This window comes from Bacillus sp. FJAT-29790 (assembly GCF_019039215.1).
Taxonomy (GTDB): Bacteria; Bacillota; Bacilli; order Bacillales; family Cytobacillaceae; genus Cytobacillus.
The window spans coordinates 85,882-108,256 of the sequence record NZ_JAHNZZ010000001.1; the positions used below are offsets into that span (position 1 = coordinate 85,882).

Annotated in this window: 20 protein-coding genes and 1 other annotated feature; of the genes, 16 read left to right on the forward strand and 4 right to left on the reverse strand. The window is 39.4% G+C overall.

From position 1 onward, the window contains the following. The first annotated feature begins 517 nt into the window (after positions 1-517). Both BGM26_RS00420 and clpB read left to right on the forward strand, forming a co-directional pair. Entirely contained in the window at positions 518-697 is a 180-nt protein-coding gene (locus BGM26_RS00420) for a YjzC family protein (RefSeq protein ID WP_217037766.1), read from the forward strand. Between the two features lie 433 nt (positions 698-1,130). After that, the gene (gene clpB, locus BGM26_RS00425; RefSeq protein WP_217037767.1) at positions 1,131-3,728 is read left to right on the forward strand and encodes an ATP-dependent chaperone ClpB; all 2,598 of its coding nucleotides are present in this window, start codon (positions 1,131-1,133) and stop codon (positions 3,726-3,728) included. 69 nt (positions 3,729-3,797) lie between these two features. Here the strand turns inward: clpB and BGM26_RS00430 are convergent, their stop codons facing one another. Beyond that, positions 3,798-3,989, reverse strand: a complete 192-nt coding sequence (locus tag BGM26_RS00430) for a YjzD family protein (protein WP_217037768.1) — start codon at positions 3,987-3,989, stop codon at positions 3,798-3,800. 367 nt (positions 3,990-4,356) lie between these two features. Here BGM26_RS00430 and BGM26_RS00435 point away from each other — a divergent pair, with 367 nt between their 5' ends. From BGM26_RS00435 to BGM26_RS00450, 4 genes are all read left to right on the forward strand, one after another. Further along, positions 4,357-5,094, forward strand: a complete 738-nt coding sequence (locus tag BGM26_RS00435) for a hydrolase (protein ID WP_217037769.1) — start codon at positions 4,357-4,359, stop codon at positions 5,092-5,094. 144 nt (positions 5,095-5,238) lie between these two features. Then, a complete protein-coding gene (locus BGM26_RS00440) occupies positions 5,239-6,069 on the forward strand; it encodes an NAD-dependent epimerase/dehydratase family protein (protein ID WP_217037770.1) in 831 nt (276 codons plus the stop codon). A 401-nt stretch (positions 6,070-6,470) separates the two neighbouring features. Next, on the forward strand, positions 6,471-7,430 hold the full coding sequence (locus tag BGM26_RS00445) for a BMP family ABC transporter substrate-binding protein (protein WP_217040571.1): 960 nt from the start codon (positions 6,471-6,473) through the stop codon (positions 7,428-7,430). 25 nt (positions 7,431-7,455) lie between these two features. Next, complete coding sequence (locus BGM26_RS00450) at positions 7,456-7,650, forward strand: ComZ family protein (protein WP_217037771.1); 195 nt, start codon at positions 7,456-7,458, stop codon at positions 7,648-7,650. A gap of 91 nt (positions 7,651-7,741) precedes the next feature. Here BGM26_RS00450 and BGM26_RS00455 read toward each other — a convergent pair whose 3' ends face one another. After that, a complete protein-coding gene (locus tag BGM26_RS00455; RefSeq protein ID WP_217037772.1) occupies positions 7,742-8,110 on the reverse strand; it encodes a hypothetical protein in 369 nt (122 codons plus the stop codon). 365 nt (positions 8,111-8,475) lie between these two features. On the opposite strand from BGM26_RS00455, the gene BGM26_RS00460 reads away from it, so the two are divergent. The 5 genes from BGM26_RS00460 (at position 8,476) to BGM26_RS00480 (ending at position 13,354) form a co-directional block, all read left to right on the forward strand. Beyond that, a complete protein-coding gene (locus BGM26_RS00460; protein ID WP_217037773.1) occupies positions 8,476-9,408 on the forward strand; it encodes a beta-ketoacyl-ACP synthase III in 933 nt (310 codons plus the stop codon). Positions 9,409-9,453: 45 nt separating this feature from the next. Then, positions 9,454-10,692 carry a beta-ketoacyl-ACP synthase II gene (gene fabF, locus BGM26_RS00465; protein WP_217037774.1) on the forward strand — a complete coding sequence of 413 codons (1,239 nt, stop codon included), beginning with the start codon at positions 9,454-9,456 and terminating at the stop codon, positions 10,690-10,692. 331 nt (positions 10,693-11,023) lie between these two features. Next, positions 11,024-11,818 carry a DUF2268 domain-containing putative Zn-dependent protease gene (locus tag BGM26_RS00470; RefSeq protein WP_254118874.1) on the forward strand — a complete coding sequence of 265 codons (795 nt, stop codon included), beginning with the start codon at positions 11,024-11,026 and terminating at the stop codon, positions 11,816-11,818. Positions 11,819-12,286: 468 nt separating this feature from the next. Further along, positions 12,287-12,505: a YuzI family membrane protein gene (locus BGM26_RS00475; protein ID WP_483297765.1), complete on the forward strand. Its 219-nt coding sequence runs from the start codon at positions 12,287-12,289 to the stop codon at positions 12,503-12,505. A 102-nt stretch (positions 12,506-12,607) separates the two neighbouring features. After that, positions 12,608-13,354 (forward strand): YjbA family protein, encoded by a 747-nt coding sequence (locus tag BGM26_RS00480; RefSeq protein WP_217037775.1) that lies wholly within the window; start codon positions 12,608-12,610, stop codon positions 13,352-13,354. Positions 13,355-13,377: 23 nt separating this feature from the next. On the opposite strand, the gene trpS is transcribed toward BGM26_RS00480, so the two are convergent. Beyond that, complete coding sequence (gene trpS / locus BGM26_RS00485; RefSeq protein ID WP_217040574.1) at positions 13,378-14,370, reverse strand: tryptophan--tRNA ligase; 993 nt, start codon at positions 14,368-14,370, stop codon at positions 13,378-13,380. Between the two features lie 329 nt (positions 14,371-14,699). Continuing rightward, positions 14,700-14,928, reverse strand: a binding site (T-box leader). Positions 14,929-15,488: 560 nt separating this feature from the next. Here trpS and BGM26_RS00490 point away from each other — a divergent pair. The 5 genes from BGM26_RS00490 to BGM26_RS00510 all read left to right on the forward strand — a co-directional run bounded on the left by BGM26_RS00490 (position 15,489) and on the right by BGM26_RS00510 (position 21,283). After that, on the forward strand, positions 15,489-17,138 hold the full coding sequence (locus BGM26_RS00490; RefSeq protein ID WP_217037776.1) for a peptide ABC transporter substrate-binding protein: 1,650 nt from the start codon (positions 15,489-15,491) through the stop codon (positions 17,136-17,138). A 274-nt stretch (positions 17,139-17,412) separates the two neighbouring features. Then, on the forward strand, positions 17,413-18,348 hold the full coding sequence (locus tag BGM26_RS00495) for an ABC transporter permease (RefSeq protein WP_217037777.1): 936 nt from the start codon (positions 17,413-17,415) through the stop codon (positions 18,346-18,348). Beyond that, the gene (locus BGM26_RS00500; RefSeq protein WP_483297786.1) at positions 18,348-19,265 is read left to right on the forward strand and encodes an ABC transporter permease; all 918 of its coding nucleotides are present in this window, start codon (positions 18,348-18,350) and stop codon (positions 19,263-19,265) included. The genes BGM26_RS00495 and BGM26_RS00500 overlap by 1 nt, the downstream gene beginning before the upstream one ends. 12 nt (positions 19,266-19,277) lie before the next feature. After that, a complete protein-coding gene (locus BGM26_RS00505; RefSeq protein WP_217037779.1) occupies positions 19,278-20,345 on the forward strand; it encodes an ABC transporter ATP-binding protein in 1,068 nt (355 codons plus the stop codon). Positions 20,346-20,347: 2 nt separating this feature from the next. Next, the gene (locus tag BGM26_RS00510; protein ID WP_217037780.1) at positions 20,348-21,283 is read left to right on the forward strand and encodes an ABC transporter ATP-binding protein; all 936 of its coding nucleotides are present in this window, start codon (positions 20,348-20,350) and stop codon (positions 21,281-21,283) included. Between the two features lie 501 nt (positions 21,284-21,784). Here the strand turns inward: BGM26_RS00510 and BGM26_RS00515 are convergent. Next, the gene (locus BGM26_RS00515) at positions 21,785-21,970 is read right to left on the reverse strand and encodes a hypothetical protein (RefSeq protein WP_217037781.1); all 186 of its coding nucleotides are present in this window, start codon (positions 21,968-21,970) and stop codon (positions 21,785-21,787) included. Between the last annotated feature and the right edge of the window lie 405 nt (positions 21,971-22,375).

Sequence of the window (22,375 nt, forward strand, 5' to 3'; positions counted from 1 at the left end):
GGAGCGGAGGGCACTTGACTCCTCGAAAATGCTATCGCATTTCCTTCGTGCGTGGGCAGATTAAAGGATGTAAATTCAATATCCTGTGGGAATAGAGGGAAGCGGGAGACCCCGCAGGCGGTGACGCCGAGGAGGCTCCCGTCCCTCCCCGCGGAAAGTAAGTGCCCGCAGCGGAAATCAACGGGCAAACTTTTAAAGCTAAAAACAATAAACTATGCGAAAAGAGTCTTCTATTATGTAGAATTCTCTTCTTTTTTTCATTTGGAATTAGTTTCCCTCATGATGATTGCCTCAGTGGTAATAATATTAATGATTTAACTTTATTCAGCAAAAGTCTCTAAACGATATAAGTGGCGAGATGAATGCAAACAGGAATCCAATTCAGTGGAGATTCAAACCCAGCTGAATAAAGTTAAGCCTCCGGCGGATGCCATAGATTTTTAACGAGCAAGCTCGTTAAAAATCTGGGCGCAAATACGCCAAGGCGAATTTGATTAATTAAAGGAGGATTTTTATCATGGGACAAAATCGCCAATTTAAACCTGGTCAGAAGGCACCGAATAATGGAATGTATATCGAAGAAGGGGAAACTGGCAGCAATGTAAACAACCCACTAATGTTAAAACTAAAAGCCGGGGATGTTTTTCCCGAAAACTCGAACCACAATCGTGTTTGGACATATAAACAAAAACCGTAATCTTCATTTAAATTGGCTACTGGCATTATTCCGATAGGCTGTTTTCGTAAAGTTTGTTGCTTTAATAATGTGATTTTTGTTTAATAATCTGAGTTAATTGGAGCGGAGGACACTTGACTCCTCGAAAATGCTATCGCTTTTCCTTCGTGCGTGGGCAGATTCAAGGATGTAAATTCAGTATCCTGCGGGAATAGAGGGAAGCGGGAGACCCCGCAGGCGGTAACGCCGAGGAGGTTTCCGTGCCTCCCCGCGATAAAGCAAGTGCCCGCAGCGGAAATCAACGGGCAAACTTTGTAGGCTAAAAACAACAATATATGCGAAAACAGCCTTCCGATAAAAATAATAATAGGACTTGAGCCATCCCTTTTTGGATGGCTTTACATATGTTATAATAGAATCAAAGGTCAAAGATGGTCAAATGGGAGGGTAAGCGATGGACATAAATCGAATGACAGAACGGATGCAGGAAGGTTTTATGAATGCACAAAATATTGCTATTCGAGAGCAGCATCAGGAAGTGGATGAGGTTCATTTATTTATAGCACTATTAGAACAGGAGAATAGTCTTGTTGCTTCTGTTTTAACAAAATTGCGGCTGCCTGCTGATAAAATGATTAGTCAATTGCAATTGCTTTTAAGAAAAAAACCACAAGTTTCCGGAAGCGGAATCGAATCGGGAAAACTATATATTACGGGAAATCTGCAGCGGATTTTGGCCGAAGCAGAATCCATTATGAAAAAATTTGAAGACGAGTTCCTATCTGTAGAACATGTATTATTAGCGGCAGCTTCCGTCAGTTATTCTGAAATTGCAGCTTTTTTAAAAGCAGAAGGTATAGATAAAAAACAACTTGAATTAGCTATTAACGAGATAAGGGGGAATCAAAAAGTGACATCCCAAAATCCGGAAGCCACTTATGAAGCTCTAAAGAAATATGGCAAGGACCTAGTTGCGGAAGTAAAGGCGGGAAAAATGGACCCAGTTATTGGAAGGGATAACGAAATTCGTAATGTCATCCGCATTCTTTCCAGAAAAACAAAAAATAATCCTGTTCTCATCGGGGAACCCGGCGTAGGAAAAACGGCGATTGTCGAAGGCCTTGCACAAAGAATTGTCCGCAAAGATGTCCCAGAAGGGTTAAAAGATAAAACAATCTTTTCCCTTGATATGAGTGCATTGATTGCCGGAGCGAAATTCAGAGGTGAGTTTGAGGAACGGCTAAAAGCAGTATTAAATGAAGTGAAGAAAAGTGAAGGCAGCATTCTCCTTTTCATTGATGAAATTCATACGATCGTCGGAGCGGGAAAGACCGAAGGCGCAATGGATGCTGGCAATATGCTGAAACCGATGCTTGCCCGCGGTGAATTACATTGCATTGGAGCGACCACATTAGATGAGCATCGAAAATACATTGAAAAAGATCCTGCCCTCGAAAGGCGCTTTCAGCAAGTATTGGTTCAGGAGCCTGATGTGGAAGATTCAATTTCTATTTTAAGAGGGTTGAAGGAAAGATATGAAATTCATCATGGGGTTAATATTCATGACCGAGCACTTGTTGCCGCCGCAACATTATCGCATCGATACATTTCGGACCGCTTTCTGCCTGATAAAGCAATTGATTTAGTCGATGAGGCATGTGCGATGATCCGAACCGAAATTGACTCGATGCCTACAGAATTAGATGAAGTGACGAGACGGGTCATGCAGCTTGAAATTGAAGAAGCTGCACTGCGAAAGGAAAGTGACGAAGCAAGTCAAGCGAGGCTGCTTGTTTTGCAAAAGGAATTGGCCGAGATGAAGGATAAAGCCCATTCGATGAAAGCGAAATGGCAGCTAGAAAAGGAAGGAATCCAAAGAGTTCAAGAGAAAAGAGAGCTTCTTGAAAGAATGCGCCGTGATCTTGCAGAAGCTGAGAACGATTATAATTTAACCATAGCCGCTGAGCTTCGACATGGAAAGATTCCTGCCCTCGAAAAGGAATTAAAGAATCTTGAGCTTGAAATAAATGCGGGGGAAGACGACCGGCTTCTAAGAGAGGAAGTAACAGAAGAGGAAATTGCCGGCATTGTTGCAAGATGGACAGGAATTCCAGTTGCCAAGCTTGTTGAAGGCGAGCGAGAAAAGCTTCTTCGCCTTGAAAGTATCTTACAGGAAAGAGTCATTGGCCAAGACGAAGCAATCGGGCTTGTATCCGATGCAGTCCTTCGAGCGAGAGCAGGCATCAAAGATCCCAATCGCCCAATCGGCTCCTTTCTATTTCTTGGCCCGACCGGTGTTGGGAAAACAGAACTCGCCAAAGCATTAGCACAAAGCTTGTTTGACAGCGAAGACCAAATGATTCGAATCGATATGTCCGAATACATGGAGAAGCATGCGGTTTCAAGGCTGATTGGTGCACCGCCAGGATATGTAGGATATGAGGAAGGCGGGCAGCTAACAGAAGCAGTAAGAAGGAAGCCCTATTCCGTTATTTTGCTTGATGAAATTGAAAAAGCCCATCCGGAAGTATTCAATATTCTCCTTCAAATGCTTGATGATGGCAGGATAACTGATTCTAAAGGAAGGACCGTTGATTTTAAAAATACTGTTATCATTATGACATCAAATCTTGGATCTCAGTTTTTACTGGAACACGTTGAAGGTTCTATAAATGAAGAAGCACGGAATAAAGTGATGAGCCATCTAAGAGGGCATTTCCGGCCGGAGTTTTTAAACAGGGTGGATGAAATTACTTTGTTCAAGCCATTAGCTTTAAATGAAATAAAAGAGATTGTATCCAAGCTAATAAAAGAGCTTCAAGGAAGATTAACGGATCAGCATGTGTTGCTAAGTATAAATGAAGAGGCAAGGGAATATATTGCAGAAAATGGTTTTGATCCGGTCTATGGTGCAAGGCCTTTAAAGCGGTTTATTCAAAGAAATGTTGAAACGAAATTAGCAAGAAAAATCATAGCCGGGGAAATTAAAGATTATAGCAAAGTTACGATCTCCATTGAAAATGGAGAGTTAAATGTAAAGATACAACAATAAGCGGAGAAGAAAGAAGTCATCCTGATCTCAGGATGACTTCTTCCCACTCACTACAAAGAGTGATCTTTCTTAATTTAAACCTTCTTTTTCGGTCGGGCCTTCTGGAATAATGGAAGATACCACGAAAATTAAAATTGTAGCGCCTACTGCTAGGATTGAGCCTGCTTTAAAATCGAAACCTGCCCCATTCATATTACCAACAACATAGGTCAACATTTGAACAAGAAGAAAGGTCCAAAAAAATGTCATAAAGAATCTCATCGTACTCACCTCAACGTATTTAAATCCCTTTCCATATTACCATAAGCTTAATAATTAATAAACGCTCATGAACTGAATTTTAATCCCAAATGACTTTTTCCTTTAAGCACGACTTTTTTAAATGAGATTACGGTTCAGCCAGTTAGCAAGGATAAATAACAGGGCAATCGGTGATTCTCCGATTGCTTCAAATCCCACCTCAGACCTCTCACCTCAATGAGTTAAAATAACTTCTGAACTATGATCAATCTCATAAAGCATATCTTTTATTAAATCTGTTTGTCTGCTAAACATAGGCGAATCCCCTTTCATTTTATGTGAACATTCATACATTATTATGAACAAACGGACAAAGGAGTGTTTAATGATGGAAAGCCGGAACTTTCAACTAGATAATGAGTGGAATACGATCCAATATCCCGAAAAACCAAGTGGTTTCGGTATCCTTATTATTGGTAATGAGAGGCATTTTGTGAATGAGAAAGCGGATTATTGGAGCCAAAACGATGGAAAATCGTTCATATTAAACCAACTTAAAGAAGAAGGATACACGATATTTTACTCAAACCTATACGGAAAGCACTGGGGAAATGACAAAGCGGTCCAATTAGCAAGGAAATTGTACAAACATATTGTTCGCACAGAAATAATAAATGAAAAAATTCATCTTGTTGCAGAAGGGATGGGCACATTAATTGCTCTAAAGCTAATGAATGCAATGGGCTCCAATATTCGTACATGCGTACTTATTAATCCGATATTATCGTTAAACGCCCATTTAGAGCAAGAAAAAGAGCATAAATTCTTCTATAATCACTTATTAAAAGAGCTTGCCGTCTCGTTTGAACTTGAAAAGGATCAAATTGAAGACATGTTAAAGGGACAAGATGAAAGCTTGATAGAAGATCATAAAATTCCAGTGAAAATCATTCATATTCTTACAGATGGACGTGCACATAAACAAGCTGATCTAATTAAGAAACGATCCATTAAATGGGCTGATAAAGATGTGCCAGTTTCTATGTGCTATTTATTACCGGAAAAAAGGCATGGAATGGGAATACAAATAATTAACTTTATAAAAAAACATGAAAGTATTTTATAATGCTAAATTTGTTATTTTTCTAATCTTGCTATGGGCATTAAACACAAGAATGCTTCTACATGTCAGAATGGGGTAAAGAAAAGAGAAATAAAGATAGGTTTTAAAGCATAGGATACACTGAGAATGGTCGGGGAGGCAATAAAGATGGAAAGGGCGGTAATCATTGGAGCGTTCGAATTTTTAGGTTTTCATTTTTGCACTTCTTTACTTGAGCAGGGGTATGAGGTTGAAGGCGTTCATTTCGATAATCCGGAAGGGGATCCCTTTCTGATTGATAAGCGCATGGCAGTCGGCAGAAACGCGAATTTTAATGAAAAAGAGTATCAAACCTGGCTGCCATTTGCAGAAATCGATCAGCAAACATTGATTATCATCGATTTCTACGACTTTTATGTTCAAGATAATCGGAACTTTTTCGCGGAAAGTGATTTTCTTGAACATTTTTTTGGCGAAAATGCAATTCAAATAAAAGAAACGGATTCAAGAATCGTTTTTCTTCTCCCGATTCAATGGCATTCAAGTACAAGTGAGCCAATCCATCGATACCTTATGAATGACCAGATTTCAAGTCAGTGTTTTTACCTCCCAACCGTTTACGGCCCATGGCAGCCAAGCGCTTTTGTTTTTCAGCAATTTTTATTAAAGTCAATGCATGGGGAAAAGCAGATTTCGTTAAATGATCGTGAATGGATTTATGATGTGCTTTATATTGATGAGGTTGTTGAGGCCATTTTAATGCTGGCTGAAACGAAATCTGCTGCTTCCTGTATATTAAAAAGTGATATCACGGACTATTGGCAAAAGTGTGCATCCCAACTTTCCATTCCCCTAGAAGCGATCAACAAATACGAAAGAAACAGACCGCCTGAGCCAAGGACAATAAATGTTAAGACTTTGAAAAGTCATATCGATTTTTCAGAGGGAATTGGAAAGCAGAGAAGGCATCTAGAACTTCTTCTTGACAAGGGATTTTAATGAAGAAGGAAAAAGTCTTTTCAATTTTTGCCGTAAAAGGGTAAAATGAAAGTAGCCGGGAATTTATCCCGGTTTTTCAGTTGAAACAGATTAATTTATAAAAGGAGTTTGTACATGGCAATAGTCTTGCTGCAGGCGGCCTTGCAGTTTTTAACTTTATTCAGCAGAAGTCTCTAACGATATAAGTGGCGAGATGAATGCAAATAGGTATCCAATTCAGTGGGGGTTCAAACTCCAGCTGAATAAAGTTAAGCCTCCGGCGGATGCCTCAGATTTTTTAAAGGAATTTATCGAGCAAGCTCGATAAAAATCTGGGCGCAAATACGCCAAGGCGAATTTGATAGATGTTTGGAAAGAGGGAAATAATGATGTGGCTTATACTTGGGGCAGAGCAAAAGAAGATGCTAAAGAGAGTAAAGAAATATGGGATTCTTCTTTTATGCCTTTTTTTACTAGCCTCCTGTGGACATGGAATGTCTGCGGGAAAACTAAAGAAAGCCGGGTTGTTAGTTCCCGATACGGTAAATGACCAAGTATGGGGTACAAAAGGCTATAAAGGAATGCTAAAGATTCAATCCCGATATAATGTAGAGGTTTACTACAAAGAAGGAATGAACTCACAGATGGTCGTTGAACGAGCTGTCAATGAGTTTGATCAAAAAGGTGTAAACATCATTTTTGGTCATGGAAATGAGTATGCCGAATATTTTAACCGAATTTCCAAAAGGTATCCCCATATCCATTTTGTTAGCTTTAACGGTAACGCTGAAAATTCGAACACGACGAGCTTAAATTTTGAAGCTTATGCGATGGGTTTCTTTGGTGGCATGGTTGCAGGGCATATGACAACAACAAATACAGTAGGACTGATTGCTGCTCATAAGTGGCAGCCTGAAATAGCAGGCTTTTTTGAAGGGGCCAATTATGAAAATAACGACGTGAACGTTATTATTGAATATGTTGGTAATTGGGATGATGACAAAAAGGCAATTAAATTATTGGATCATATTTTGTCAGAAAATGCTGATGTTATCTATCCAGCAGGAGATGGCTATAACGTCCCTGTCATCGAACAGGTTAAAGAGAAAGGCCATTATACGATTGGATACATTTCCGACCAGAGCGATCTTGGCGAATCCGCTGTGTTAACGAGTACGATACAGCATGTCGATGTTCTTTATGAATCGGTCGCAGAAAAGTTCAACAAAGGAGATTTAAAAGCGGGCAATCTGACTTTCGATTTTCAAGATGACGTCATTTCCTTAGGGAAATTTAGTTCTGACGTAGACCAGGAATTTATTGATATAATAAATGCAGCAATTGAAGAATATAAGAAAACTGGTAAACTACCTAATGAATAAGTGTACATATAGGAGGATACAACAAATGCAGTCAAACGACAAAACAATGGAATTCATGCAAATCGCAATGAAATACATCCCAGAAGCAAAACAGCAATTAGACGAGGCAGGAATCGACCTATCAATCGAAATGATCCAGCCATTCATGACACTTTTTACAAAAATCATGAACGAAGCCTATGAAATGGGTAAAGTAGATGCCCTTCGTGAAACCGAATAACTGAAAATGATTGAGAAAGCCGGCCTTTTGCAAAGGCCGGCTTTTGTTTGAGAATAAAATCTTCGAACAAGTTCCGATCGAAACGATCCAATTATTTAATAAACTTCCTAATTAAAGGTGACACTTTATTAAATAATGGTTTTAATTCCTCTGTAGAGCTGATAAACTTGTCGACATTAATCATGAGTTCTTCGATATCGATATTATTGAACATGTCATTAAGCATGCTGGGTTGATTATTGATATTGGATTTTTCCCTATTTCTAGTGCCAAATAACCAATCATCTATGGAGCCTCTTTCGCTTCTACGATCAAAATCCTCAGGGTATCTATTTGCCGGAATGTCCTTCGATTTCTTGATCTTCTCGTCATTTTCCATGCTTCTCCTATTACCCGGGCCAAACATCAAATTTGAAAAAAGATCATCAGACTGCTGATTTGACCGGTTTTCGCTGTTCATATGCTATCATCCTCCTTTCATGTGCTTCAATATTAAAATATGAATAATCCCATAGCCGGGTATAGACAACTGCGGATAATATCTTGGTTATTGCAAACGAAAATGTTGCACATGAGCTCATATATTTGTTAAAATTAGTACCAAGTCATAATAATTGATAATAAAATAAGGCTGTTTTCTAAATGATTGTCATTTTTAATTAGGTATTGTATGAAGTTGATTGAAGTGGAAATCAACTACACCTCTTTTTGGTTAAATAGCAACAAAGTTTACGAAAACAGCCTAAAATAATGAATGTTTCCCAATTGGATCTGATGAAGCTTTCGCGTAAAAAATAGACCAAAAGTTGAAAAGGAGTGGGATCAATGAATGCGGGAATTATTGGAGTTGGCAGATGTCTGCCGGAAAAAATAATGACAAATGCAGACCTTGAAAAAATACTCGATACATCTGATGAATGGATTAGAACAATGACAGGAATCGAAGAAAGAAGAATTGCCGATGATGATACAGATACATCTGATTTAGCTTATGAAGCAGCAAAGGATGCCTTGGCAAATGCGGAAATTTCAGCTGAAGAAATAGATCTGATTTTAGTGGCAACGGTCACTCCAGATCAGCCTTTCCCATCCATTGCATGTATGCTTCAGGAGAAGTTAGGGGCTGTTAAAGCAGCTGCGATGGACATTAGTGCTGCATGTGCTGGATTTATGTATGGTGTAATAACCGGAAAACAGTTTATTGAGGGCGGGGCTTATAAACACGTCTTAGTAGTAGGTGTAGAAAAGTTATCCAAAGTTACAAATTGGGAAGACCGTAATACAGCTGTTTTATTTGGCGATGGGGCTGGAGCGGTTATTTTGGGCCCTGTCTCAGAAGGGCGAGGCATTCTTTCATTTGAACTAGGTGCAGATGGTACGGGCGGAAAACATTTATACCAGGATGAAAAAATCATTATGAATGGGCGAGAAGTTTTTAAATTTGCTGTCCGTCAAATGGGAGACAGTTGTGTAAATGTATTGGAGAAAGCGGGTTTATCCAAGGAGGATGTTGATTTTTTGATCCCGCACCAGGCGAATATCCGGATAATGGAGTCTTCTAGACAGAGGCTTGGGCTGCCCGAAGAAAAAATGTCGAAAACGATTCGAAAATACGGGAATACATCAGCCTCATCTATTCCGATTGCAATTGTAGAGGAATTAGAAGCTGGAAAAATTAAAGACGATGATATAATTGTCATGGTTGGTTTTGGTGGAGGCTTAACGTGGGGAGCAATTGCCTTACGCTGGGGTAGATAATGATTCCCACATCAGATCAAGATCAATAAAGGAGATGCAATGAGAATGGATAAAAGAAGAGTTGTCATTACAGGCGTTGGCGCCGTAACACCACTTGGGAATGACGTAGAGACAACGTGGAAAAACATATTAGCAGGTGTATCAGGAGTAGGACCATTAACGAGATTAAACGCAGACGAATATCCAGCAAAGGTTGCTGCCGAATTAAAGGATTTTAATGTTGAAGAATTTATTGATAAAAAAGACGCTCGAAAAATGGATCGATTCACCCATTACGCCGTTGCTGCTTCATTAATGGCAGTAAAAGATGCAAATCTTGCGATAGATGACGAGAATGCCCATCGCATTGGTGTATGGATTGGGTCAGGAATCGGCGGAATGGAAACGTTTGAAAATCAATTTGAAACGTTTTTAAACCGCGGGTACAGAAGAGTAAGTCCGTTTTTTGTTCCAATGATGATCCCGGATATGGCGACGGGCCAAGTTTCCATTACTTTAGGCGCGAAGGGATTCAACTCTTGTACAGTAACTGCATGTGCAACTGGGACAAATTCAATCGGTGATGCCTTTAAGGTCATTCAGCGCGGGGATGCAGACGCAATGGTAACTGGCGGAGCAGAAGCACCGATCACGAGAATGTCAGTCGCAGGTTTCTGTGCAAACACTGCACTATCTACGAATCAAGATTCGAAAACAGCGAGTCGTCCATTCGATAAAAATCGCGATGGTTTCGTCATTGGCGAAGGAGCAGGAATTGTTGTCCTTGAAGAATTAGAGCATGCTCTAGTTCGGGGTGCAAAAATTTATGCCGAAATTGTTGGCTATGGGGCCACAGGAGACGCATACCACATTACTGCTCCCGCACCGGCTGGAGAAGGCGGAGCAAGAGCAATGAAAATGGCGATTAATGATGGCGGATTAGTGCCTGAGGATATCGATTATATTAATGCTCACGGAACAAGCACTGAATATAATGACAAATTCGAAACCCTTGCGATCAAAGAAGTTTTCGGTGACCATGCATACAAACTAGCAGTTAGCTCTACAAAATCAATGACAGGTCACCTCCTTGGAGCCGCAGGAGGAGTAGAAGCGATCTTTACGGTATTGGCGATGAGGGATGAAGCTTTACCTCCAACAATCAACTACGAGACGCCAGACCCTGAATGTGATCTAGACTATGTTCCAAACGAGTCAAGGAAGAAAGTGATCAAGGCAGCCATGAGTAATTCCTTAGGTTTCGGCGGCCATAATGCAACGATTGTCTTTAAAAAATACGAATAAATATTTTTCTATTGAGGCCAATCCTATGATTTGGCCTCTTTTTAATTGGCTGTTTTCGTAAACTTTGTTGCTTAATTAGTGTGATTTTATATATATAAATCTGAGTTGATTGGAGCGGAGGGCACTTGACTCCTGCGGGAAATAGAGGGAGCGGGAGACCCCGTAGGCGGTAACGCCGAGGAGGCTCCCCTCACTCCCCGCGGAAAGCAAGTGCCCGCAGCGGAATTTAACGGGCATACTTTTTGATTTCAACACATAATTTTAGGAAAATCATAAATTAACAATGCAACGAATAATAATAGCAATAAAATAAAGTCCCTTCAGGGGGGGATTGAATGGGGTAATCAGAACAGATAAATGGCTTGATGAGGGTTTTCGAGATCCAGTGGAAATTTGTCGGCGTTTTATGGACTCATTCTCAGAAGAAAATCCTGGAAAACTATATACCTATTTAACAGGATTTGGGATGTACAAACCGAATCGACAGAGTTTTGAAACATTTGAACAGCTAAAAAAACGAGGAATTTGGGAAAAGACCGAAAAGATTTTTCAAAAATATAAAAAAAAATGGAATGGCCCGGATATACCGATCTATATTTTTCCAATTGAGTCGCAAAGTTTTTTCTTTTCTAGGCCTGGCGAAAGAAAATCGGGCGTTTCGTTTAAGGATCAGCTTTTCCTTTTTATCACAACTTTTGAAGATGAAATGGAATTGGAAGCCCTTTTTGTTCATGAATATCACCATGTTTGCAGGATGAATAAGCAAAAAGAGAGTTTATTAGAATTTACTTTATTGGATTCACTCGTTTTGGAAGGTCTTGCTGAGCATGCTGTCGAAACATGCTGTGGCAAACAATACAAAGCCAAATGGTGTAGTTATTATTCAAGAAAAGAGATTCAACATTTTTGGCAAAGGTTTCTCGAAAAGGAACAGCAAATTACTAAAAAAAATAAAAAACATGATGAAATTCTATATGGCAACAAGGGGTATCCCAAAATGGTTGGCTATGCGGCTGGATATGAAATGGTTTCTATCTTTAAGGAAAAACGGGATTTTACAATCAAGGAATCTTTCGTTCTTCCTTCAAAGACTTTCATTATCGATATGAATAAGAATGAAAGGTAGCTCGTGTTCATATACATTTTCGTAAACTTTGTTGTTTTTTTACTGTGATTTTATATAACCATCTGAGTTGATTGGAGCGGAGGGCACTTGACTCCTCGAAAATGCTATCGCTTTTCCTTCGTGCGTGGGCAGATTCAAGGATGTAAATTCAGTATCCAGCGGGAGATAGAGGGAACGGGAGACCCCACAGGCGGTAACGCCGAGGAGGCTCCCGTCCCTCCCCGCGGAAAGCAAGTGCCCGCAGCGGAAATAAACGGGCAAAATTTCAAGGCTAAAAACAACAGTTTATGCGAAAAGAGCCTTTTCATAAATGGTGAAAAAACCCTCCGCCATAGAAATAAATAGCGGAGGTTTTTTCTTGTGCTCAATAACATATTAGCAGCAATTTTTCATATATATACAAATAAAATAGGACAAGAATAAAGGTGATGATTTCCATGGGTTCAGTCTGGGATGGGAGTAATACAATTGGGATTAATTCGGATGATAATTAGAGCTTTTGTATTGCTAACTGGGTTTGGACTGGCCGTTTCTGGCGGAGTAAGTTTGATTGCTTATTTAAACTTAATGACGACGGGGACCGGTTTTATTGAGTATATATCATTTATTTCATTGCGCTTTGAGTGTTATTTACTACCTGTGGGGATATTAATCATTTGGCTAAGTTTGTACTTTCCAAGGGAATAGAAGATTAGATGAAAATTGTCTAATGTGTGAAAATCAGGAATAATTTTACTGAGTGCTGCCCATACTGAGTGACAAATAGTTTGTTGAAGTGGGGGTTAATAAATGTTATATCTTCATGATGTTTGGGTGAACTGGTTTGAAGGGGAAGAAAATGGATACAATGTTTGCCATTTCCACGAATGGCGCAAAGATGATGGAGTAGAACTGCTCGATCAAGTACCGTTAATAAAGATAGAACCCATTCTATTCCATTACATTGAAAATGATTTATCAGAGCTACCTCAACAACTTCTAGATGATATTTATCAAAAAGCGTATTTAAGAAAAAACCATGAACGTGTTCAATTGGAATATTGTTTTGTTGTATCAGATGGTGTAGGAATATTGGCAGTAGACACAATTGGGTATAATATCCCAATCCGAAAAAGCAGGCTTATCCCTAGGCAAGAACAGCTTGCGTACGAAATGCTCGAAAATCATGATGCCATTCAATTTTCGTTTAATAATCAACCTTCATTAAAAGATTTCCATATCCTTTCGCCGTCCCCAGAGCTGATGAATGGGCTGACTAGAAAGGAAAGACAGCTAAAGCAATTATTATTTATGGCACTGGATCAATTGCACTCGTCCAAGAATGTGGCAGAAGTTCGCTATTGGTACACGGAATGGAGCCCGGAAAACTACTCTGAAATTCAGCAAATGGGCTTTGAGGATGCTTGGATTCGGCTTTTTGAAGAGAGTAAATATGGTTGGACAAGCAAGCATGAACAGTTCTGTGAAAATATAATCAAAGGCCAGCCATTTTTTGAGAAGTTATGGGAAATGGAGCATGGCCCGAAGGTAAATTAAAAAGGAGCTAAGTTAGCTCCTTTTTATCTTCTCTTCCTACCAAGCCCCATCGCATTTTCCATTTTCTTGAGCATTTTATTTGCTGCTTTCTGTGCTTTTTCAGCGCCGAGATCAAGAATTTCATCAAGTTTACTTGATTCCATAAGTTCAGCATATTTTTCTTGGATTGGCTGAATTTCTTTTATAACTACCTCTGCCAAATCTCCTTTGAAATCGCCATATCCTTTGCCATCGTACATTTTTTCAATTTCTTTAATTTCTTTGCCAGAAAAAATGGAATAGATAGAAAGCAGATTAGATACACCAGGTTTGTTTTCCTTATCATACTTTACGATGCCATCTGAATCTGTAACAGCACTTTTCACTTTCTTTTCAATTTGCTTTAGATCATCGAGAAGTGTTATCGACGCTTTTTGATTTGGATCTGATTTACTCATTTTCTTTGTCGGCTCCTGAAGGGACATGACACGAGCACCAACTTTAGGAATTCGTACTTCAGGAATGGTAAAGATATCGTTGTATTTATTATTGAATCGTTCAGCTAAATCACGAGTCAATTCAAGGTGCTGTTTTTGATCCTCACCAACAGGAACAAGATCGGTACCGTATAATAAAATATCCGCAGCCATTAATGGCGGGTAAGTTAATAATGCGGAAGAGACAGCATCCTTTCCAGTTGATTTATCTTTAAATTGCGTCATTCTTTCAAGCTCGCCGATATAGGCAACACATTGCATCATCCAACCAGCTTGTGCATGTGCAGGAACTTCCGATTGAATGAAAAGGGTTGCTTTTTCAGGATCAATTCCAACTGCTAAATAGAGAGCAGCAAGACTACGGATGTTTTTTCTTAATACAGCCTTGTCTTGGGGAACTGTGATCGCATGCTGGTCAACAATACAAAAATAACAATTGTATTCATTTTGAAGTTCAACAAATTGCTTAAGGGCACCAATGTAATTTCCAAGCGTAATCGTGCCGCTCGGCTGGATGCCAGAAAAAATAGTTTTCATGATCTTCCTCCTTCATTTCGGCTGTGAAAAATGGACGCTTTTTTTAATAGGCTGTTTTTGCATATATTGTTGATTTTAGCCTTCGAAGTTTGCCCGTTGATTTCTGCTGCGGGCACTTGCTTCCGCGGGGAGGGACGGGAGCCTCCTCGGGCGTTACCGCCTGCGGGGTCTCCCGCTTCCCTCTATTCCCGCAGGAGTCAAGTGCCCTCCGCCCAATCAACTCACTAAATAAAAATCACACTAATAAAGCAACAAACTGTACGAAAACAGCCTTTTAATAAGATGGACAAAAATTTGCAAAAAAACACAAAAAGACCATTCGTCCCCTAAAAAATAGGGACGAATGGTCCGTGTTGCCACCCTAATTACTCATAAATGAGTCACTCTGAACCATGCAAAATGCATGGAACCCCGATAACGTGAGGTAACGTCAGTAAAATAAAAAACCTTTTACGAGAGAGCTCAAAAGTCCATTCGATTTACCGGGTTGCCTGTTCCCACCAGCCACAGGCTCTCTTAAATACCAGAAGTAAATGTACTACTCTTTTTCATAGCCATTTGTATTTATTATTATACTAATTAAAGTATAACAAATAGAATAAAAAATCAAGTACAATTCTGGGCGATACTGTTCAGGTAATCTCCATATTATTACAATTAGTGAAAAGAATCTAAGGAATAATCGTGCGAAAAAACAAGAAAAAAGTCGAAAAAAATCGAAAAAAACTCTTTTTATTATTCTGAAAAAACTTATTGCATAGGGATATTCCTGATAAAAGTATTTAATAGTCTGATAGAATGGTGTGAAAACGCACTTGCAATAAATTTTTAAACTATTTATAATAAGCCTACAAACAGTCCTTTTATGAAGTTGTTAAAATCTTACGAAGTGTTGACTGTAAAACTTCGGGTCGCTTCATTTTGGTTTTTAGAAAGTAAGTTTATACCTTTCTATAAAAAGAATATAAACTTACTTTTTTTGTGGCCTCTTTAATAGTCGGTTTCTTTTTCTATCTGCAATTAACTGACTATTTGAGAAATACATCCGGAGCGTACAGTTGTATTTTGTGAGAATGACAATGATAAAGACGCGTTTGGAGAAAATATAGGGGGTTGAAGATGTGAATAAAAGGTTATCGATCTTTTTTAGCATGCTACTAGTTCTTAGTATGTTCCTTGCAGCTTGCGGCGGAAAAAATAACGCTGACGGTGGCGACAAGGGCGGCACGAAGGACACAGAGAAAAAGTCTGATGTAAATCAGGAATTACGAGTAAACATTAGAGAAGAACCACCGGCTTTACATCCAGGATTAGCTACAGACAGTACTTCCGGAAACGTACTACGTCAAATTTCCGAAGGATTAACAAGAATTAATCCAGAAGGAAAGCCAGAAGAAGCGATGGCGGAAAAAATCGATGTTTCAGAAGACCTGAAAGTATATACTTTCACACTTCGTGATGCCGAGTGGTCAAATGGCGATCCTGTAACAGCAAAAGACTTTGAAACTGCGTGGAAATGGGTTTTAGACCCAGCTAACCAATCAGAATATTCGGAAATCCTTTATTATATTAAAGGTGCTGAAGCAGCACATAGTGGTGAAGGCTCTCTTGATGATGTAGGAGTCAAATCGGTCGACGAAAAAACACTTGAAGTAACGCTTGAAAACCCAACTCCATATTTCACTGAGTTGACAGCTTTTTATACGTATCTACCATTTAACAGCAAAGTAGCTGAAGCCAATCCAAACTGGGCTCACGATGCTGGTGCCAACTTCACTTCTAACGGGCCTTTCGTCATGAAAGAATGGGCTCACAATGATAAAATCGTTCTTGAAAAGAATGACAAATATTGGGATGCTAACACTGTAAAACTTGATAAAATCGAAATGTACATGATTAACGATGAAAACACTGAATTATCAATGTACGAAAATGGTGAACTTGACTGGGCTGGTCAGCCAACAGGTGAGTTGCCAACAGATGCAATGCAAGCCCTTAAAGACGAAGGAAGTTTAACTACGCATACAATTGCTGGTGTATACAAATATAAATTCAACACAACTGTAGCTCCTTTTGACAATGTCAACATCCGTAAAGCGTTTGCGCTTGCTATCAATCGTCAAGAACTGATTGATAATATTACACAAGGTGAGCAAGTTCCAGCAATGGCACTTGTACCGCCAACAATCTTTCCTGAAAGTGAAAAAGGATATTTCAAGGATAATGATGTTGAAAAAGCAAAAGAATATTTACAAAAAGGTTTAGAAGAAATGGGTCTTAAAGATCCATCTGAATTACCAGCTGTAACACTTTCATATAACACAAATGAATCACACCAAAAAATTGCACAAGCAATTCAAGATATGTGGAAACAAAATCTTGGTGTTGAAGTAACACTTGATAACCAAGAGTGGAAAGTATATCTTGATAAACTTCATACACTTGATTATCAAGTTGGCCGTTTAGGCTGGTTAGCTGACTTTAATGATGCGATCACATTCCTTGAACTCTACCGTGATGCTAATGGCGGAAACAACGATACTGGTTGGTCAAACAAAGAATTCAAAGATTTACTTGTGAAATCTGCAAGTGAAGCTGATCCAGATGTACGCAAGCAATTGTTAAAAGATGCAGAAGCAATCATTATGGATGAAATGCCTGTTGCGCCGATTTATTTCTACACGTTCAACTGGGTGAAAAATGACAAGCTTAAAGATGTTCATGTATCTGATACTGGTGAAGTTCAATACAAATGGGCATATTTTGAATAAGAATAGCTGATTTTCCTGAAAGGTATATGGGGTTATTTCCCTATATACCTTCGTTTTCTGTCTAGCTGCAGCGCCTAGGGGCTCGAGGTCATAAGCCAATCCGTCAAGAAGGTAAAGAACAACCTTCCTGCCGGCTCGTCTTATGCTTGTCGCCCCTGACCACAAAGGAAGGCTTCTTGGAATAATCATCGCAGGAACAATCTGCTCTGTGATTGTTCCGAAGGCGCTTCCGCTTTTCTGATTAAGACATGTAATAAATTGGAGGTGTTTGAAAATGGTGAAATATATTGGAAAACGTTTAGTGTACATGCTCGTTTCCTTATGGCTGATCATTACAGCAACGTTTTTCTTCATGCGCATTGCACCAGGGAACCCATTTACATCTGAAAAACGGCTGCCTCCCGAAATTGAAGCTAATCTACATGCACACTTTGGTTTGGACAAGCCTTGGTACGCACAATACGGGGAGTATTTATTGAGAATTGTAAAATGGGATTTTGGCCCGTCTTTTAAATATAAAAGCCAGACGGTAAACGATTTGATTAATGATGGATTCCCAGTGTCCTTTATACTTGGAATGGAAGCCATCTTCTTAGCGGTTGCAATTGGTATCTTGCTAGGAATTATAGCTGCATTAAAACATAATAAATGGCAGGATTATGGAGCAATGATTGTAGCTGTAATGGGTATTTCTGTCCCTTCCTTTATTATGGCATCATTACTGCAATATTTTCTTTCAATCAAACTGGGACTCTTTCCTGTTGCTCGTTGGGAAACCTTTATGCATACCGTTCTTCCCGCACTGGCATTAGCTTCTACGCCGCTTGCATTCATTGCCCGTTTAACACGTTCAAGCATGCTTGAGGTATTAAGCAATGACTATATTAAAACAGCTAAAGCAAAAGGGTTAAGTCAAGGAGTTATTACAGTAAAGCATGCTGTCCGTAATGCGCTTTTGCCAGTTGTAACTTACATGGGCCCTTTAAGTGCTGGGATTTTAACAGGAAGTTTTGTTGTTGAAAAAATCTTCGGTATCCCAGGACTCGGCTCACATTTCGTTACAAGCATTGGAAATCGTGATTATACCGTTATTATGGGTGTGACAGTGTTCTATAGTATTCTGTTACTCGCATCTATTCTCCTTGTTGACATTGCATACGGAATCATCGACCCTCGCATCAAACTTGCTGGCGGGAAGAAAGGAGAGTAATTATGCAAATTTCGAAAGATAAGTTTAAACTTGTCGGAACACAATTAGAAAACGCTGAAAAAATCTCTAAGCCGAGTCTTTCATTCTGGAAGGACGTTTCCATTCGATTTCGAAAAAACAAGCTCGCAATGTTTGGACTCGTGCTGTTGATTATTTTAATCTTTATGGCGGCCTTTGGACCACATATGACTGAGTACGATTACCGGACAAATGATTTGGCAAATAAAAACCAGGCTCCATCATCTGAACACTGGTTCGGTACAGACGATCTTGGACGCGATGTCTTTACACGTACGTGGGAAGGTGCCCGAATCTCAATCTTTATCGGTGTTGCCGCTGCTTTAGTCGATTTATTCATCGGTGTCATTTGGGGCGGAATCGCCGGTTATAAAGGCGGACGCACAGATGAATTCATGATGCGTTTCGCAGATATTCTTTATGGTATTCCATACTTATTATTAGTTATTCTGCTAATGGTTGTACTAGGCCAAGGAATTGGAACAATGATCATTGCGATGACAATCACAGGCTGGATTAATATGTCCCGTATTGTCCGTGGACAAGTATTATCATTAAAAAGTCAAGAGTACGTACTCGCTGCCAAAACACTTGGAGCGAACACAAATCGAATAATGGCTCGTCATTTAATTCCAAATTCAATGGGACCGATCCTGGTTACAATGACGTTAACAGTCCCATCAGCGATTTTCACTGAAGCGTTCTTAAGTTATTTAGGTCTTGGTTTAACTGCACCAACTGCAAGTTGGGGTACTATGGCTAGTGATGGCTTACCCGCTTTACGCTACTACCCATGGCGTTTATTCTTCCCAGCTACATTTATTTGCTTAACGATTTTTGCTTTTAATGTAATTGGTGATGGCTTACGTGATGCTCTAGACCCAAGACTTCGTAAATAAGGGAGTGAGATTATGGAAAAAATACTTGAAGTTAAAGATTTAGAAGTCTCATTCCAAACTTATGGAGGACAAGTTAAAGCAGTCCGTGGTGTTAGCTTTGACCTTCATAAAGGTGAGACACTTGCCATCGTTGGTGAATCGGGATCTGGAAAAAGTGTAACCTCCCAGACGATTATGAAGCTGATTCCAATGCCACCTGGAAAAATTACTGGCGGCAAGATTCTTTTCAACGGTGAAGATATTGTTCCAAAAACAGATAAACAAATGGAAAAAATTCGCGGTAAAGAAATTAGCATGATTTTCCAGGATCCCATGACATCATTGAATCCAACAATGAAAATTGGCTCTCAGATCATGGAAGGGTTAATCAAACATCAAAATATGTCTAAAGAGGCTGCCAAAAAGAAAGCCATTGAACTACTTAGCCTTGTAGGGATTGCGATGCCTGAAAGGCGAGTTAACCAATACCCTCATGAATTTTCCGGCGGTATGAGACAACGTGCCATGATTGCGATTGCTCTTGCTGCAAGTCCCAAACTATTAATAGCTGATGAGCCAACAACAGCTTTAGACGTAACCATTCAAGCGCAAATTCTTGATTTAATGAAAGAATTGCAAAGTAAAATGGATACTTCGATCATTTTTATTACCCATGACCTTGGCGTTGTTGCAAACGTAGCAGATCGTGTTGCTGTTATGTATGCTGGACAAATTGTTGAAATGGGAACAGTTGATGAGATTTTCTATGATCCGCGCCATCCATATACTTGGGGCCTGCTTGCATCGATGCCAAGTGTGGATAGTGATGATACATCGGATTTGGCTGCCATTCCAGGAACACCGCCAGACTTAACAAATCCTCCAAAGGGAGACGCTTTTGCTGCTAGAAATAAATATGCACTGGCGATTGATTTTGAAGAAGAGCCGCCAATGTATCAAATTTCTGAAACGCATTTTGCGAAAACTTGGTTACTTCATCCAGATGCACCAAAGGTAGATCCGCCTGATGCGGTTAAAAACCGAATGCGCAAATTATCCTCCACATTTGATAAACCAGTCTTAGTTAAGGAGGGTAAATAAACATGGCCGAAAAATTATTGGAAATTAGAAATCTAAAACAGCATTTTAATGTTGGAAGACCCAATATGGTAAAAGCTGTTGACGGTATTTCGTTTGATATTTATAAAGGCGAAACACTAGGCCTTGTTGGTGAATCCGGATGCGGAAAATCAACAACGGGAAGAACGATTATTCGCTTATACGATGCGACAGATGGCCAGGTTCTTTTTAATGGCGAAGACGTTCATGGCAAAAAGTCAGCAAAGGAATTAAAAAAATTCAACCGGAAAATGCAAATGATTTTCCAAGATCCCTACGCATCTCTTAACCCTCGTATGACCGTAGCTGATATCATTGCAGAAGGCATTGATATTCACGGACTTGCTAGCAGCAGAAAAGAGCGTATGGAAAGAGTTTATGAATTACTTGAAACGGTCGGCTTGAATAAAGAGCATGCGAACCGTTACCCGCATGAATTCTCTGGTGGGCAAAGACAGCGTATCGGGATTGCCCGGGCCCTTGCTGTTGATCCTGATTTCATCATCGCGGATGAGCCGATCTCTGCACTTGATGTTTCGATCCAAGCTCAAGTAGTGAACTTGATGAAAAAGCTTCAACGTGAAAAAGGTTTAACATATCTATTTATTGCCCATGACCTTTCAATGGTTAAGTATATTAGTGACAGGATCGGGGTTATGTACTTCGGTAAGCTAGTTGAGCTTGCAACAGCTGATGAACTATATAATAATCCTATGCACCCATATACCCAATCCCTATTGTCAGCTATTCCACTTCCGGACCCAGATACAGAACGTACACGTATACGGAAAGCGTATGATCCAAAAGTGCATAATTATAGTGACAATGAGCAGATTGAAATGCGTGAGATAACGCCAGGACATTTTGTCTACTGTTCAGACAAAGAGGCGGTACAATATAAGGCACAATTTGCTAAATAAAAAAAATCGATCTCATAATTTGAGATCGTTTTTTACACCTAGGAAACATTTAATATGTGGTATTCCTTCAATAATATAATGGCGCAGGAAAATTCCAAGTTGTATCGATCTCTATTTATAGTTGATTTTATACCTGCATTAACGCTGTTACTCGCTAATGTATCTCGGTGTTTATATCATACACTAATTCAATTAATAATACTATATAGAATTTTTTAATTATTCCTAATTACCCTTTTGAAAACCGAGGTATTCCTTTTTTGGACTAATTGTCCAAAAAAAGGGGTGAAGAATGCTCCTGAATAGGAAAGAGGCTGACAATGTCAGCCTCTGAAAGTTTGAAAAAATTTATCGCAGATTAACGGGCAGTAAGCCCCCCACTATAAGACTTCGGGAAATCGTGGAAGGATAAGTGTGAGGCAAACTGCCCATAAAGGCCCGATTGGTTCAACTAACCATTAGTGGGGGATGAAGAGAACCCCCACTAATGGAAGTTTCACTTTATTTCTTTTTACCGCCAACAGAGTTCCATCCTGTCTGAAATCTTTCAGATTGGTCTACAAACTCGGATGAGTTCTTCCCACCAAACAGCTTTTCTCCAAGTCCGTTAGTAAAAACTCCCATAGTGGCTGTGATTCCAATGATAAGCAATGCTAAAAGCGTTAAATCAGTTATGTAACCAACCATTATAAACCTCCATCTTTCTTTTTCACAAAATCTGTGGTTAATATGAAGAATCCCCTTACCCTTATTGTATTAAAACTTTCTCGATATTAAAAGGGGCAAATGACAATACTTTAAGAATCGACTATCGCATGAATGATAGCGTTTTCACTTAAATAGGGTTAATTGAGAATATAAAAAGGTTTATTCCCATATATCGACGACAAGAAGGTTGTAACCTATTTAGGAAAATTAAATATTTTATAAAAAAATGAAACTTTTTTGATGCTCATTCGTCTTATTAAATAGATGTTTTCGTAAACATTGTTTTTTTAGTGTGATTTTATATAACTATCTGAGTTGATTGGAGCGGAGGGCACTTGACTCCTCGAAAATGCTAAGGAATTTCCTTTGTGTGTGGGTAGATTA

Bases quoted from the DNA above. Each gene is read 5' to 3' on its own strand.
- BGM26_RS00420 (WP_217037766.1), top strand. From the start codon at position 518: ATGGGACAAAATCGCCAATTTAAACCTGGTCAGAAGGCACCGAATAAT.
- clpB (WP_217037767.1), top strand. From the start codon at position 1,131: ATGGACATAAATCGAATGACAGAACGGATGCAGGAAGGTTTTATGAAT.
- BGM26_RS00430 (WP_217037768.1), bottom strand. From the start codon at position 3,989: ATGAGATTCTTTATGACATTTTTTTGGACCTTTCTTCTTGTTCAAATG.
- BGM26_RS00435 (WP_217037769.1), top strand. From the start codon at position 4,357: ATGGAAAGCCGGAACTTTCAACTAGATAATGAGTGGAATACGATCCAA.
- BGM26_RS00440 (WP_217037770.1), top strand. From the start codon at position 5,239: ATGGAAAGGGCGGTAATCATTGGAGCGTTCGAATTTTTAGGTTTTCAT.
- BGM26_RS00445 (WP_217040571.1), top strand. From the start codon at position 6,471: ATGCTAAAGAGAGTAAAGAAATATGGGATTCTTCTTTTATGCCTTTTT.
- BGM26_RS00450 (WP_217037771.1), top strand. From the start codon at position 7,456: ATGCAGTCAAACGACAAAACAATGGAATTCATGCAAATCGCAATGAAA.
- BGM26_RS00455 (WP_217037772.1), bottom strand. From the start codon at position 8,110: ATGAACAGCGAAAACCGGTCAAATCAGCAGTCTGATGATCTTTTTTCA.
- BGM26_RS00460 (WP_217037773.1), top strand. From the start codon at position 8,476: ATGAATGCGGGAATTATTGGAGTTGGCAGATGTCTGCCGGAAAAAATA.
- fabF (WP_217037774.1), top strand. From the start codon at position 9,454: ATGGATAAAAGAAGAGTTGTCATTACAGGCGTTGGCGCCGTAACACCA.
- BGM26_RS00480 (WP_217037775.1), top strand. From the start codon at position 12,608: ATGTTATATCTTCATGATGTTTGGGTGAACTGGTTTGAAGGGGAAGAA.
- BGM26_RS00495 (WP_217037777.1), top strand. From the start codon at position 17,413: ATGGTGAAATATATTGGAAAACGTTTAGTGTACATGCTCGTTTCCTTA.
- BGM26_RS00505 (WP_217037779.1), top strand. From the start codon at position 19,278: ATGGAAAAAATACTTGAAGTTAAAGATTTAGAAGTCTCATTCCAAACT.
- BGM26_RS00510 (WP_217037780.1), top strand. From the start codon at position 20,348: ATGGCCGAAAAATTATTGGAAATTAGAAATCTAAAACAGCATTTTAAT.
- BGM26_RS00515 (WP_217037781.1), bottom strand. From the start codon at position 21,970: ATGGTTGGTTACATAACTGATTTAACGCTTTTAGCATTGCTTATCATT.